The organism is Intestinibaculum porci, from assembly GCF_003925875.1.
Classification (GTDB): Bacteria; Bacillota_I; Bacilli_A; order Erysipelotrichales; family Coprobacillaceae; genus Intestinibaculum; species Intestinibaculum porci.
In genome coordinates this window covers 400,023-415,646 of sequence record NZ_AP019309.1, presented here as the reverse complement: position 1 = coordinate 415,646, position 15,624 = coordinate 400,023, and the positions used below count along the sequence as shown (strand labels likewise).

The 15,624-nt window shown below is 40.2% G+C and carries 12 protein-coding genes; 2 read left to right on the top strand and 10 right to left on the bottom strand.

Features of this window, described 5'->3' with window-relative positions:
• Positions 1-2: 2 nt before the first annotated feature.
• Genes hprK through SG0102_RS02025 form a run of 5 tightly spaced genes read right to left on the bottom strand, consistent with a single transcriptional unit; the run spans position 3 to position 8,491 of the window.
• The gene (hprK, locus tag SG0102_RS02045; protein ID WP_125118414.1) at positions 3-938 is read right to left on the bottom strand and encodes an HPr(Ser) kinase/phosphatase; all 936 of its coding nucleotides are present in this window, start codon (positions 936-938) and stop codon (positions 3-5) included.
• A gap of 10 nt (positions 939-948) precedes the next feature.
• Positions 949-3,768 carry an excinuclease ABC subunit UvrA gene (uvrA, locus tag SG0102_RS02040; protein ID WP_125118413.1) on the bottom strand — a complete coding sequence of 940 codons (2,820 nt, stop codon included), beginning with the start codon at positions 3,766-3,768 and terminating at the stop codon, positions 949-951.
• On the bottom strand, positions 3,758-5,104 hold the full coding sequence (locus tag SG0102_RS02035; protein WP_179951182.1) for a CCA tRNA nucleotidyltransferase: 1,347 nt from the start codon (positions 5,102-5,104) through the stop codon (positions 3,758-3,760). The genes uvrA and SG0102_RS02035 overlap by 11 nt, the downstream gene beginning before the upstream one ends.
• On the bottom strand, positions 5,094-7,067 hold the full coding sequence (gene uvrB, locus SG0102_RS02030) for an excinuclease ABC subunit UvrB (protein WP_125118412.1): 1,974 nt from the start codon (positions 7,065-7,067) through the stop codon (positions 5,094-5,096). Before uvrB ends, SG0102_RS02035 begins: the two co-directional genes overlap by 11 nt.
• Positions 7,064-8,491 (bottom strand): S41 family peptidase, encoded by a 1,428-nt coding sequence (locus SG0102_RS02025; protein WP_125118411.1) that lies wholly within the window; start codon positions 8,489-8,491, stop codon positions 7,064-7,066. Before SG0102_RS02025 ends, uvrB begins: the two co-directional genes overlap by 4 nt.
• A gap of 228 nt (positions 8,492-8,719) precedes the next feature.
• Here SG0102_RS02025 and SG0102_RS02020 point away from each other — a divergent pair, with 228 nt between their 5' ends.
• Positions 8,720-9,226 carry a phage tail tip lysozyme gene (locus SG0102_RS02020; RefSeq protein ID WP_125118410.1) on the top strand — a complete coding sequence of 169 codons (507 nt, stop codon included), beginning with the start codon at positions 8,720-8,722 and terminating at the stop codon, positions 9,224-9,226.
• A gap of 110 nt (positions 9,227-9,336) precedes the next feature.
• Here SG0102_RS02020 and gap read toward each other — a convergent pair whose 3' ends face one another.
• Positions 9,337-10,347: a type I glyceraldehyde-3-phosphate dehydrogenase gene (gap, locus tag SG0102_RS02015; protein ID WP_125118409.1), complete on the bottom strand. Its 1,011-nt coding sequence runs from the start codon at positions 10,345-10,347 to the stop codon at positions 9,337-9,339.
• A gap of 233 nt (positions 10,348-10,580) precedes the next feature.
• Between gap and SG0102_RS02010 the strand changes: the two genes are divergently transcribed.
• Entirely contained in the window at positions 10,581-10,829 is a 249-nt protein-coding gene (locus SG0102_RS02010; RefSeq protein ID WP_125118408.1) for a hypothetical protein, read from the top strand.
• A gap of 189 nt (positions 10,830-11,018) precedes the next feature.
• Here SG0102_RS02010 and SG0102_RS02005 read toward each other — a convergent pair whose 3' ends face one another.
• The 4 genes from SG0102_RS02005 to SG0102_RS01985 form a co-directional block, all read right to left on the bottom strand.
• The gene (locus SG0102_RS02005; protein WP_125118407.1) at positions 11,019-12,470 is read right to left on the bottom strand and encodes an ATP-binding protein; all 1,452 of its coding nucleotides are present in this window, start codon (positions 12,468-12,470) and stop codon (positions 11,019-11,021) included.
• A gap of 653 nt (positions 12,471-13,123) precedes the next feature.
• Positions 13,124-13,453: a DNA-directed RNA polymerase subunit delta gene (gene rpoE / locus SG0102_RS01995; RefSeq protein ID WP_125118406.1), complete on the bottom strand. Its 330-nt coding sequence runs from the start codon at positions 13,451-13,453 to the stop codon at positions 13,124-13,126.
• 9 nt (positions 13,454-13,462) lie between these two features.
• The gene (gene argS / locus SG0102_RS01990) at positions 13,463-15,124 is read right to left on the bottom strand and encodes an arginine--tRNA ligase (RefSeq protein WP_125118405.1); all 1,662 of its coding nucleotides are present in this window, start codon (positions 15,122-15,124) and stop codon (positions 13,463-13,465) included.
• Positions 15,125-15,248: 124 nt separating this feature from the next.
• Positions 15,249-15,467: a hypothetical protein gene (locus tag SG0102_RS01985; RefSeq protein ID WP_125118404.1), complete on the bottom strand. Its 219-nt coding sequence runs from the start codon at positions 15,465-15,467 to the stop codon at positions 15,249-15,251.
• Positions 15,468-15,624: the final 157 nt, after the last annotated feature.

Genomic DNA, 15,624 nt, shown 5'->3' with positions numbered 1-15,624 from the left:
TGTTAATGCTCCTTGCTCTTGATATTAGAAAGAATACGATTAACGAATTCCTTGCTGGAATCAAAGCCCTGAGATTTTAGCTGCATATTCATAACAGCTGATTCAATAATAACAGACATTGAACGACCGCCAGTAACCGGAACGACAATCTTGGGAATAGATACATTTAAAATCTCTTCGGTGACGTCATCTTCTTCCACCCCGATACGGGTGTATTCACGCGATGGCAGCCAGCGCTCTAACTGGATGATCAGATCGACGTTGTTTTTTGAAAGAACAGAGCCCGCCCCAAACATTTTTGAGACATCGATGACCCCGATCCCACGGATTTCCAGTAAGTTACTTAAAACTTTTGGGGCTTTTCCAACAATATTCTGACCAATATGATACAGTTCCACAGCATCGTCAGCGATCAGCTGATGACCACGTTTGACTAATTCCAAAGCGATTTCTGATTTCCCGATGCCGGAATCACCACGGATGATGACGCCTTTCCCATAGATGTTTAAGAAAACACCATGGATCAGTGTTTCTGGCGCCAGCCATTCGTCTAAGCGCGCCTGCAAGTCGATAGAGACACGACCGGTTGCACTGTCTGTTTCAAAAACCGGGAAGTTACGTTTTATTGCGATATTTTTGAGAATATCCGATGTTTTATACCCTTTGGCAACGATAATACATGGGGTTTCATCATTAACTAACTTAGAGAAACAAGCCAGCTGTGCTTCTTTGGTCATTTCTTCAATAAATGCATTTTCTTTTTCACCAAGGAGAATGATACGACGGAAGTCACTGTGTTTGAAGAACCCAGCTAACTCGAAGCCAGGACGGTTAATATCTGCCACAAACACTTCACGTTCCATCGAAGATTCATCTCCGGATACACGTTTATATTCGGTTGGTGAGAGAAGATCTTTGATTTTTACAGATTTTGCCATATTCTTACTCCTATAATAAGTCTTTCAGGAATTTACCCGTACGGCTTTCTTCGCATTTAGCGACCTTTTCTGGGGTTCCTTGTACTACAATTGTACCACCCATATCGCCGCCTTCCAACCCTAAATCAATGATCCAGTCGGCAACCTTGATCACATCTAAGTTATGTTCGATGACTAAGACAGTATCCCCGCCATCGACAATCTTATTAAGCACCTGAATCAGACGATTGACATCATCGCTATGTAAACCAGTGGTTGGTTCATCTAAGATATAAAGCGTCTTGCCCGTAGCCCGTTTCTGCAGTTCGCTTGCCAGCTTCACACGCTGCGCTTCCCCGCCGGATAACGTGGTGGCGGACTGACCGAGTTTAATATAGCCTAAGCCGACATCATAGAGGGCTTTCAGTTTATTGTAAATACGTGGTAAGTTTTCAAAGAAACTTAAGCTTTCTTCTACCGTCATCTCTAAGACATCATAAATATTCTTATCTTTATAAGTGACCTGCAGCGTTTCTTCGTTATAACGTTTCCCGCCGCATTCTTCACAAGGTACATAAACATCTGGTAAGAAATGCATAGAGATCTTCTTCACGCCATCCCCCTGGCAGGCTTCACAGCGGCCGCCTTTCACATTGAAAGAGAAACGCCCTTTATCATAACCGCGCATCTTCGCTTCTGGCGTTTTCGCAAACAAGTCACGAATATCATCAAAGACGCCAGTATACGTCACCGGATTGGAACGTGGGGTACGCCCGATCGGTTCCTGTGAAACTTCAATCAGTTTATCAATATTTTCAATCCCCCGGATCTCTTTATGCGCTCCTGGTTTTTCTTTTGCTTTATAAAGCTTTTCTTTAATCCCTTTAGCTAAGACATCATTGACTAAGGTAGATTTACCCGAGCCGGATACCCCCGTCACGACAATCAGTTTACCAAGCGGGAATTTCACATTGATATTTTTTAAGTTATGTTCCTTCGCGCCTCTCACTTCAACATAAAGGCCATTGCCTTTACGACGTTTCTTAGGCACTTCAATCTTCTTTCGACCAGATAAATAAGCCCCAGTAATAGAATTTTCATTATTCATCACTTCCTGTGGCGTGCCCGCGGCCACAATGGTGCCGCCATGAACGCCCGCTCCCGGACCGACATCAACGATATAATCGCTGGCCATCATCGTTTCTTCATCATGTTCGACTACAAGAACCGAGTTGCCTAAATCACGCATATCACATAAAGTCTGAATCAGCTTTTCATTATCACGCTGATGTAAACCGATCGAAGGTTCATCTAAGACATAGAGAACGCCCGTTAAACGGGAACCGATCTGCGTTGCTAGACGAATACGCTGCGCTTCCCCGCCAGATAAGCCAGCCGCCCGTCTAGATAACGTTAAATAACCTAAACCGACATTATGTAAGAAGGTTAAACGATCTTTGATTTCCTTCACAATCAGGCGCGCAATCTTTTCTTCCATCGGTGATAACTTGAGATTAGTGATCCATTCTAACGCCTGATCAATGGATAAATCAGTGAAATCACTAATAGATAAATCATTGACCTTAACCGCTAAAACCATCTCATTAAGACGTTTACCATGACAGGTTGGACACGTCTGCTCACGCATGAATGAGGCATACCATTCTTTTGACCAAGCGGATGTTGTTTCTACATAGCGGCGGGCAATTAACGTCTTAATCCCTTCAATGTAGCCCGTCGTTTTAGAAATATTTCCGCTGGAACTTTCAATCGTATATGAAATTGGTTTATCAGAACCAGAGAAGATAATCTTCTTTTCCTTCTTCGTAAAGTCTTTCAGCGGTTTATCCATATCAATACCATAGGTCTGACATAAGATTGTGAATCGCTGCCATTCAATACGATCCGTCCCCACGGCCGTTTTGAAATAACGGATCCCGCCTTCATTAATTGATAAGCTTGGATCCGGGATCAGCAAGTCATCATCGACAACGCTTTTCGTTCCTAACCCTTTACAGTCTGGACAAGCCCCTAAAGGATTGTTAAAAGAGAAAAGACGCGGTTCTAACTTCGGCACACTAAAGCCGCAAATTGGGCAGGCCTGATTGGCAGAGAAAAGTTTTTCTTCGCCTTTGGTTAAGTTTTCCACAATTGCTTCGCCATCAGCCAGCTTTAAGGCGGTCTCTAAAGAGTCCGCTAAGCGACTGCGGTAACCTTCCTTTTTCACAATTCGGTCAACGACAACATCAATCGTATGTTTCTGATTCTTTTCTAAGACAATGTCATCATCAAGTAAACGTAATTCCCCATCGACTTTAACGCGGACAAAACCATCCTTGCGTAAAGCATCAAAGGTATCTTTATGCGTTCCCTTCTGATTCATCGCTACGCGGGCTAAGACCTGCAGTTTATCACGATCATCGTAGCCATCGACGATATCACACATTTGTTTGATTGTCTGGGCTTCAATTCGGATATGATGATTAGGACAATACGCATGACCGACGCGGGCATACAGCAAACGTAAATAATCAAAGATTTCCGTGACTGTCCCAACCGTTGAACGCGGGTTATTGCTAGTCGTTTTCTGATCAATGGCAATCGCTGGCGATAAGCCTTCAATCGAATCTACATCCGGCTTTTCCATACCGCCTAAAAACTGCCGGGCATACGCACTTAATGATTCGACATAACGGCGCTGCCCTTCGGCATAGATCGTATCAAACGCTAATGACGTTTTCCCGCTGCCGGATAACCCCGTTAAAATGACAAGTTTATTTTTAGGGATCTCTAAATCAACATTTTTTAAGTTGTTTTCTCTTGCCCCTTTGATAATAATTTTATCGTTCACCTTTCAGCCTCCTTAATATGGCATCACGCTGATAACCAGCTAACTGCAGGTCATAAGCCTCTGCTAATAATTGTTTATAGAAATGATGATCAGAAAAGCCGGCTTCAATAAGGGTTTTCCCATCAATCAGCGGCTTTTCTGCCTGATCGCCGCATAAGGCGATCATCTCATCTAAATAGTCATTAAACATCGCAATCTGCGATGATGCGATATAGCCTCGTCCCATCTTATCACAACGGGTAAACCAGGCTAAATCATCAAGCGGGAAGATCCCCTCAAGCTCCTTTAACAAGCGTTTAAAAGTAATGGGACGGGCATGATGGGTCGCCATATTCATGAGCTGCATATGATGCGCAATCATGCAGCGAATATATTGTTTTTGTTTTTTACTTAACTGCATATGCACGTCCTTTTGAAAGACGGTGACGCCCATTTCATCATGACGGTAAGAGTGCTCCCCTACCGTCGTCGCTGGTTTCCCGATATCATGAAGCAAACCGCTCCACATAAAACTTAATGGATCACTCGTATGCTCTTTCACATGAGCACATAAATCAATGACTAACATCGTATGATTCCAGACACTGCCTTCCGGATGATAATCTCTTCTTTGCATCGTGGTTACTAAAGCCTGTAAATAAGGTGGTAAGCCATGGACTTCTTTTAAGAAATTCAAGCCTAAAGAAGGCTGCGTGCCCATTAAAATCTTTTCATATTCAATGGTGATGCGTTCAATACTTAACGCTTCAAGTAACCCTTCCTGCACCATTTGCTTGCATAACTGCTTCGTGCCTTCCTCCACTTGAAAAAGCAGGCGCGACATAAAGGAAGCAATCCGTAAGACGCGTAATGGATCTTCCCCAAAATGGAGCGGATCCACCGCGCGGATGATCCCGTTTTGTAAATCTTCATAGCCATGATAAAAATCATAAAGGGTGCCATCCGCGTAATCGACCATCAAGGCATTGATAGTCAGATCGCGGCGCTTCGCCGCCATCTGCGGCGCTAAATCAGGCGCAATGGTAACGGTAAAATCCGTATGCTTTGGGCCGGTTTTCGTTTCCCTGCGGGGCAGGGCAAACTCATACCCCGGCAGTTCATCAAGATGCACCACCGCAAAGGATGCCCCAAAGGTGCGGACATGACCAAAATGTGAGAGTCTTTCTACTAATAAGTCATAAGGCAGATGATAGACTTCGACATCGAGATCTTTATTGTCTCTCCCTAATAGGGTATCCCGGACAATTCCGCCGACAAAATAGATCGTCGCGCCATGCTCAAGCAGATCATCAAAAAGCGTCTTAGCGAAATCACTTATTGGAATATTAAGATGCATCGCGTAACTCCTGAATAGCATCACGCAGGGCCATTGCTCTTTCGAAGTCTAAGGCCTTTGCGGCTTCGCGCATCTGTTTTTCCAGTTCTTCGATCGTCTGTTTCTTAGCCTTCTTAGAGACTTTCTTCGCTTTCTTGACAATCGTTGCCGCCTGATCTAAGGTTTCCTGACCGTGGATCGCTTCCCGGATTTCCTTCTTAATCGTCTTAGGGATAATATGATGTTCTTCATTATAAGCCATCTGAATCGCGCGACGACGATTCGTTTCATCAATTGCTGATTTCATGGAATCCGTCATATTGTCGGCATACATGATGACCTTCCCGTTGGCATTTCGAGCAGCACGGCCAATCGTCTGAATAAGTGAACGATTAGATCGTAAGAAGCCTTCCTTATCAGCATCTAAAATACATACTAAAGACACTTCTGGTAAGTCCAACCCTTCTCTTAATAAGTTGATCCCAATTAAGACATCATATTTACCTAAACGCAAATCACGTAAGATTTCCGTTCGTTCCAAAGTTTTGGTATCACTATGCAGATAAGCCACTTTTAAGCCAAACTCTTTAAGATAATCGGTTAAGTCTTCCGCCATCCGCTTGGTTAATGTCGTAATCAGCACACGTTCATTCTTTTCAATGCGGTCCTGAATCTCCGAAATAATATCATCGATCTGATCTTCAATTGGCCGAATTTCAATAATTGGATCTAATAAGCCCGTTGGACGAATGATCTGTTCGACAACTTCCCCTTTGGTGCTTTCTAGTTCATAGTCACCTGGTGTCGCCGAAACATAAATCGCCTGGTTGATAAGCTTTTCAAACTCTTCAAAACGTAATGGTCGGTTATCTAAAGCGGAAGGCAGACGGAAGCCATATTCCACCAGCGTTTCCTTACGGCTGCGGTCGCCATTATACATGGCCCTGATCTGTGGCAGCATCACGTGTGATTCATCGACGATGAGCAGGAAATCTTTAGGGAAATAGTCAATTAAGGTATAAGGACGTTCCCCTGGCTTACGGCCATCAATATGGCGGGAATAGTTTTCAATTCCGGGACAGATTCCCACCTCCCGTAACATTTCTACATCATGACGGGTGCGGTTATCTAAGCGTTCGTATTCCAGTGGTTTGCCGGCTTCTTCAAAGTATTTGAGGCGATCCTGCAGCTCAGCTGTAATGGTATCACAGGCATGCTGCATATTCTCGGCACTGGTGACATAGTCATCAGCAGGATAAATAGTGTAAGTATTAAATGCGCCTAATACCTTGCCAGTTAAAGGATCCACTTCGGTAATGCGATCGACTTCATCACCAAAGAGTTCGATACGGATAATATAAGATTCTGAGTGACCCGGGACAATTTCAATGACATCCCCGCGCACCCGGAAGGTCCCTTTGACCTGATCGATATCATTACGGGTATACTGACGATCTACCAGATAAGTCAGCAGTTCCCGGCGGTCAATTTCCTGACCAACGCGCAAAGAAAAGATCATTTCTTTATACTGTTCAGGGTTTCCTAACCCGTAAATCGATGCCACTGACGCCACCACAATTGTATCTTCCCGTTCAATTAAGGAGTTCATCGCTGCACTTCTCAGCATTTCAATTTCATAGTTGGTGGTTGCTTCTTTATCGATATAGGTATCACTTTTAGGAATATACGCTTCTGGCTGATAAAAATCGAAGTTAGAAATAAAGTATTCCACGCGGTTATGCGGGAAGAATTCTTTTAACTCGGAATATAACTGTCCAGCTAAGGTTTTATTGTGTGATAAAACAAGTGTCGGTTTATTCACTTGGGCAATCACATTCGCAAAGGTGAAGGTTTTCCCGGTCCCGGTACCCCCTAAGAGGACCTGCGTCTTTTTTCCTTCACGCACACCTTCCACTAATGACTTAATGGCCTGAGGCTGATCCCCCATCGGCTGAAAGTCTGAGACTAATTCAAATTTTCTCATGATACACCCCCTAAAGCTTTCTTTAATTCGGGATCATAACGACCTGATTTCAGAGCTTTTAAATAATCCGATAATAAATAGTAATATGTTTTCTTATTGTATTTTCCTTTACCAGGAAGCTTCTGCTTTTTCTGATAAGATGTTAGGGCTTTTTTCACTGCTGGTGAAAAATAGCCATCAGTGCGATCGACCTTATATCCTAATCCCTTGAGCATCGTTTCCATCGATGCAATATAAGCATTGAGATCATTTTGCGTATATGTTTTCTTCGGCGCATTGAGTTCCATTGGATCTAAATCCGCCCCTTTGACATAAAGATTTGGCTGAATACCTTTTTTAGAAATAATCTTGCCTTTGGCACTCATCCATGAGGCATAGGTGTACTTTAAGACACCATTATTAGAAAGCGGAACTTCCACCTGAACCGTTGACTTGCCATAAGTAGGTGTTCCAATCACCTGGAAACCATTGAGTTCTTTTAATGACTGAGTCAGAATCTCCGAAGCACTGGCACTATGGTTATTGACTAAGATATAGTTATGGGCAAAGTGATAAGCCGTATCCGTCGTATCTTTCACCGAAGTCACCTTCCCCTGACGATCTTTTAACGAATAAAGCACCGTTCCAGCTTTATTAAAGAGGGCTAAGCAGTCTTCGGCCGCATCAATATAGCCTCCGCCATTATTGCGGACATCCATAATTAAAGTATCTACATGATCATTTTGCATTTGTTTTAAGGCTTTCGCTACTAATTTTCCCGTTGCATCACTAAAGGCACTGATCGTAATAACTCCGGCTTTTTTCTTCTTTACGCTTACTTCCTTATAGAATACATCAGACTGCGTTGCTTTTCTCTTAATATGCTTATTGATTGCTTTTCCTTGTGATAAGTACGTAAAGTTAGAAAAGCTTCCTTCATCGCCGCGAATCATCGTATTCATCGCATCCGCATTCTTATGCGCTAAACTGACCCCATCGACATGGGTTAAGATATCTCCCGTCCGAATGCCCGCTTTATAAGCATTAGAATTTTCAAAGCAGTTAGTAATCAGCGCCCCTTGATTAACAACTAAGTAGGAAATACCAATACCGACATAACTGCCCGCTAGCGAGCTGTCAAACTGCATATATTCTTCTTTTGTCATATAAGCTGTATGGGGATCACCTAACCCTTTGACTAAACCAGCAATCATCCGATCACTGAGGCTTTTAGAAGAATTGGTAGTATCTTTAAACTGATCTTTTAAGATTTTATAGACCTGTCTTAAGGTTTTATTATCAACTGTCTGTTTAACACTCACCGCCGGCACTTCCGGGGTCTTAAACATGACATACCCTAATCCTAAGCCTAATGATAGACACACAAGGCCAATAATAACAGCACTATACGGTTTTAATCTCCATTTTTTATGTTCCTTATGCATCTTGAATCACCCGCAAATATTCTACCATAATCGCTCCTTCTTTGATATATGCATGCAATATTTTCATGACTTCATTCATCCATTCAAATCATGAAAATCACCAAATTCTTAAGTTTTTCTTAAGAATTCTATTGACATCTGATTTGAGTATGATATGATGCCCTTGTAGAAATTAAGATTTTCTTAAGAATTTTGTAAGAGATTCGTAAGAAATAGAAAGAGGTCACTATGAAAACAATAATTAAAAAATGCTCACTCATCGTTATGATCTGTTTACTTTGTGCAGGCATCTTTACTTCCCATACATCTCATACAAATGCGGCATCAAACCGCGCTAAAATCTATAGCACTTTACGCAGCTTAGGATACTCTAAAGCTGGCGCTGCCGGGATTATGTCTAATATCAAATATGAATCAGGTTACAATCCTCGATCTGGCGGTGTCTGCTATGGCTTAGTTCAGTGGACTGGCGGCCGTAAAGCCAACTTAAGAAGATATTGCGCCCGTCATGGCTTAAGTGCTTCTTCAATTAAAGGGCAGGTTAAATTCTTAGATCATGAATTAAAAACATCTTATCGCGGTGTTTACCGTTCTATTAAAGGTGCTGGCAATTCTGCCTCAGGCGCCTACAGAGCCGCTTACAAATTCTGTTATGACTTTGAAAGACCAGCCGCTCGCAGCAGTGCTTCTGCTCGTCGTGCCAGCTACGCACGCAGCTTATATCACATATTATAATAGTTTAAAAAGGCGAAATCCTCGCCTTTTTTCATACCCTAAAGGGTAAAGGAAAACCTCCCAAAGCGGGAGGTTTCATTTCATTAAATTTTTCTCTAATTATTGCAGTATTATAATTCAGCGAAATACTTAATAGTTCTAACCATGTTAGAAGTGAATGAGTTTTCGTTATCATACCAAGATACTACCTGAACTTCTGATTCATCATCAGAGATTGGGTTAACCATAGTTAAAGTAGAATCGAATAATGAACCGAATCTCATACCTACGATATCAGAAGATACGATATCGTCTTCGTTGTAACCGAATGATTCAGTAGTGTTAGCTTTCATCTGAGCGTTGATTTCATCAACAGTTGGGTTACCTTTTACAGTAGCTGTTAAAACAGTGATTGATCCAGTAGGAACAGGTACACGTAATGCTGAACCGATTAATTTACCATTTAATTCAGTAACAACTGAACCGATAGCTTTTGCAGCACCAGTAGAAGTTGGAGTGATGTTGACTGCACCAGCTCTAGATCTTCTTAAGTTACCTTTTCTCTGTGGTCCATCAAGGATCATCTGGTCACCAGTGTAAGCATGAACTGTTAACATGATACCAGCTTTAACTTCCCATTTGTCGTTTAATGCTTTAGCCATTGGAGCTAAGCAGTTTGTAGTACATGAAGCTGCAGAGATGATCTGATCATCAGCTGATAATGTTTCATTGTTAGTGTTGAATACGATTGTCTTTAAATCGTTTCCAGCAGGAGCTGAGATAACAACTTTCTTAGCACCAGCGTTGATGTGAGCCTGAGCTTTTGCTTTTGAAGTATAGAAACCTGTACATTCAAGAACTACATCTACTCCTAATTCACCCCAAGGTAAGTTATTAGCATCTGGTTCTTTGTAGATAGTAATTTCTTTACCATCAACAACGATTGAGTTTTCTTTAGCTTCTACTGTATCAGCTAAAGCATATTTACCCTGTGAAGAATCATATTTTAATAAATATGCTAACATTTTAGGTGAAGTTAAATCGTTGATAGCAACTACTTCATACCCTTCTGCACCAAACATCTGTCTGAATGCTAAACGACCAATACGGCCAAAACCATTAATTGCAACTTTTACTGCCATTTTATGACATTCCTCCTTAATTAAATTTCTATAGAGATTATAATTCATAAAATTTCTAAAATCAATGGTTTCCATCTTTCTTTAGAATATTTTTGATAACGGTTTACACTATTCTAACAATTGTAGAAAATTTTTTTCATATTCGTTAACATATGCTTGGAAGCCATTGCTTTTTCTATGTGAAATTGTTATTCTTAATATTTGAATAAAGAATTTTAAAGGAGCGATGAAACATGACATATGATGAATCACCAGTAGAAGTTCAGTATGAACGCTGCAAGCAGGCCATGGAAATCTTACGTAATAACGTCAAAGATGCAGCCACCATGGCAGCGATCGACGATGCCTACAAAAACTGCCAGGAAAATGGTGCTACCCAATGGAATGTCGGACAGTTACGTTTAACCATCATTGAAACCAACGCCATGCGTGGTTATGATGAATTTTGTCCATTAGATGAAGTCACATCATTATTTGATTAACGGAATCTCGTATTCCGTTTTTTTATTTTATTTGTCAAAAGAAAAGCACGCTGGGGAAAGCGTGCGTGATGTCTATTATTATTGTTGACATCTTTTAAGGAAAGGGAAATTTTTATGTTTGCTTTATCCGTCAGTTCTCACCTGACACCTACAATATAAAGAATCTTTATGAATTGATTATGAACCCTATTATGAATTTGTACTTGTATCGTAAAGATCTTCTAAAGAATAATACTGATAGGGATCAGTTTTATTAGTTCCGTGCCACCTAAGAATTTTTTTATCTTGTAAGTTTTTTAGTCGCCTTCTAGAATATGTATCTCCTTTGCCAAGTATTTTTTTTGTCTTTTTTATATTAATCCGACCATGTACTGTAACATATTGTATAATTTTCATTTCTGATTCATCAAGACTTCTCAAAAGTTCAGGTGTCAATAAATGAGTTATTTCTTTTGTTGTTTTCATCTTACGATCTTTGCTATTATTTTCCAAAACCAGTAAAACCGCATTATTGTTTGGTTCAGAATAAATAGGCTTATTCAAAAAGTAATGATCCATTTCTTCATATATTCTTTTGACACCTTCATTTAATTCACGTACAAAGCCAAATTCATTTAAGACTCTAGCAATTCGCGGATTACGTGAATATCTAGTTTCGATCATATTATCTAGCGTTACAATATTAGGTAATTTTCCCGGACTAAAGACTTCCAGCCGATCATCGTAGATGGACACACGAATATAATCACCTCGAAATGAATAATCCCGATGTGTTACACTATTCACAATACCTTCAAGCCATGCAAATTCTGGATACTCAGAAACAGTTTTAAAAATACCATCACGATCTAAAAACTGGTATTCCTTTAACAATGTTGTAATAAATTCTCTAATATTCTTTAAAAGCGTTGGAAGATTTTCCTCAAAATTTTTATCCTTACTAATATTTAGCCTTTCTCCGGTATGCATTTTGTTCCCATCAAATTTTAAAACCCTTACTCGTGCATTTGGCAAAAACTGTGTGGGATATTTTGCAAAAAGAAGAGCACCTGCATAAGTCAAATGTCCATTTTTCAATAAGTTTCTTGCCTTAAGAATTTCTTCGCCACTTAAACTCGTCTTTAAGATTGAACGATATTCATCAATTGTATTCATATCTACATCATCATAGCTCGAGTCTTCAAGAATCAAATCTTCAAAATAACGTTCACCTTTGTCAAACTCCAATTGTGTAATTTGATCATGGCTAAGCAATTTCGATTGATCTCCTACCCTGAGGTAGACTTTATTATCAATAGTTTTTATAACTTTATTTTCACTGGGGTTCACTTCAAAAACTAAAACTTGATCTTTCCTGTCACCAACCTCTACGTCATAAATTTGATACTGATATCTAAAGTCTCCTTTACAATATGTAAAAGGGATATCTAAAAAATCATTCAATGGATTTGCTTGAGGATAATCAAAGCCTGAAATTTCACCATCATCCTCAATACCAATCACTAATTCTCCACCATTCCCATTAGCAAAAGCAACCAGATGTCTCGCAATATCCTTAGGTTTAATCCTGGCACTCTTACGATCAAAATATTGTCCTTCTTCATCATGAGAATAATGTTCTAATACATCGAAATTATTCATTTTATCAACAACGCACCTCCTCAACCAATATCAGTATAACACCAACGCAAATCTTCAAACAAAAAAACTTAATCACACGATAAAACATCTTACAAAAAATATAATTTTCGATTTTATATTATTCTATAAACATACAGCCGTTGTTCCATTCATCCCCATCAGAGCCCTTGCAAACACCTCGCAAACCCCTCACGAACCCCTCGCGAACCCCTCGCGAACCCCTCACGAACCCCTCACGAACCCCTCGCGAACCCCTCACGAACCCCTCGCGAACCCCTCACGAACCCCTCACGAACCCCTCGCGAACCCCTCACGAACCCCTCACAAACCCCTCACGAACCCCTCACAAACCCCTCACGAACCCCTCGCGAACCCCTCGCGAACCCCTCACGAACCCCTCGCAAACCCCTCGCGAACCCCTCACGAACCCCTCGCGAACCCCTCGCGAACCCCTCACGAACCCCTCACGAACCCCTCACGAACCCCTCGCGAACCCCTCACGAACCCCTCACGAACCCCTCGCGAACCCCTCACGAACCCCTCGCGAACCCCTCGCAAACCCCTCGCGAACCCCTCACAAAAATTTCATAAAGTATGATCCTGACAGAGTAAGTCAATGAAAGCAAAAGAAAAAGAACACCGGAGTGTTCTTCTTAATCATCGCTATAGCTATCTTCGATTGAACCGTCGTCTGTTTCTTCTTCTTCCTCTTCGTCATCAGAATAAACATCATTCATATCAATATGAACATCTTCAAATTTATGACGTTCTCTTAAATCCCATCTGTTTTCACCAACAGTGATCATACGACCATCTAAAGTAATATTGGTATAGAATACAGATTCGTTTTCATCTCTTTCTTCTGTTGTGAAGTTTTTCTTTTCTGCGACCTGTTCCCATAATTCATAGAAATCGATTGGGGCTTTCAGGCCTTCCATGATGTCGTAAGCAACATCAACCATTGAAGTCTGTGAGTAATCCATAGTTTCCTCCTACATTTTTTCTGGTGCTGATACACCAATGACATTTAAAGCATTCGCTAAAGTTGTTTTTGTAGCCAGGCATAAAGCGATACGCTGGTTAGATAATTCTCTGTTTGCCTCGTCTAATACATAACAATCATTATAGAATGAATGGAATAATTGCGCAAGTTTCTGAATATAGTTCGCCACCTTATGTGGTGCACGCGCTTTTGCTGCATCAATAATGACATTTCTGAATTCACCGATCTGTTTTAATAAATCCACTTCTTTTGGATTTGTTAATAATTCATAATGATCAGCGCATGCGTAGCCCTGTTCTTTCGCACTGCGCATGATTGAACATAATCTGGCATGAGCGTACTGAGCATAGTAAACAGGGTTTTCATTGGACTGAGATTTGGCTAAGCCTAAATCAAATTCAAATGGTGTATTAGCAGCTTTAGAAACGAAGAAGTAACGGGTTGCATCAACACCGATCTCTTCAATTAAGTCTTTAATGGTAACGGCATTGCCAGTACGTTTACTCATCTTGACAACTTCACCATTTTCCACCATCTGGACTAACTGCATAATATCAATATTTAACTGATCTTTATTATAGCCTAAAGCCTGCATCGCCGCTTTCATACGATTGATGTAACCATGATGATCAGCGCCAAATAAATCAACTAAGTAATCGAAGCCACGATCAAATTTATTTTTATGATAAGCAATATCTGGTGTGAAATATGTATAAGAACCATCTTTCTTAATTAATACACGGTCCTTATCATCATCAAAATCTGTTGATCTGAACCATAAAGCACCATCTTCTTTATATAAGTAGCCTTTTGCATCTAAAGCATCAATAACTGGCTGAATCATATTTTCACGATAGAGTGATGTTTCTGAGAACCAGTAATCAAAATGAACTCTGAATTCCTTTAAGATATCTTTAATCTTCTGTAATTCATGTTCTGTTCCTAATTTTCTAAAGAAATGAATAGCTTCTTCTTCATCAATATGAAGGAATTCATCCCCATGTTCTTCTTTCACTTTCGCCGCAATGTCTTTGACATCCTGACCATAGTAACCATCTTTAGGCATTTCTCTTTCAATACCAAATAAAGCTAAATAACGCGTATATAAAGATAATGCTAAATTCGTAATCTGGTTACCAGCATCATTAATATAGTATTCTGCTGTCACATCATAGCCTGCTTTTCTCATAATACGGACAATACTGTCACCAACAGCAGCCCCTTTAGCATGGCCTAAATGTAAATCACCGGTTGGATTGGCAGAGACAAATTCTACATCGTATTTGATCCCTTTCCCAAAATCACTGGCACCATAGTTTTCTTTTTCCGTTAATACTTCTTTAATAATAGATGTTAACGCATCATTCTTCATAAAGAAATTTAAGAATCCTGGTCCGGCAATTTCAACCCGATCAATAGATCCGGCTTCCTTATCTAATGCATCAACGATCTGCTGTGCAATTTCTCTTGGATTACGGTGTAAAACTCTTGTTAACTGCATCGCAATATTAGATGAATAATCGCCATGCGATTTATCTTTAGGAATTTCAATATTAATTTTTGAAGCCTCAATATCATCGCTGAGACCAGCTTTGACAATGGCATTTTTTAAAGCTTCCTGTAATGTGCTCTCAAGCTTATTCGCAGCCATAATTACCTCCTGTTAAACATTTTTATACATTGTAATACAATATCATATTTCTCGCTCCTGTCAACGTTTTTTACGTTGACGCCACGGAAAAAGGAGATTTCCCAAATGAAATCTCCTCATAAGTTTACTTCTTTGAAATTTCTCTTAAGAGCAATACCTGTTCAACCCACAAAACAAGGCCGCAGATATACCGTCCCACGGATGAAAAGTAATACAAATTCAATAATACGACGCTCATATCACGATAGTAAATCTTTGTCCGATAAACATGACAGTAAATCATCATAGCCACAAGTAAGATCGTAAAAATAATAAAGATTGTTCCATATTTTTTAGTCTTCATGACAATCACCCCGAATTAAATTTCACTTACATTAAGCGAAATAATACTCAATAAAACTAATACAGCTTTGCTAATATTTTTTAATTTCCTATAAGGCCTTTCAAATATCAATTATTGAACTTCAATAAGCATTTCGATCATTCCTCTCATAAGTAAT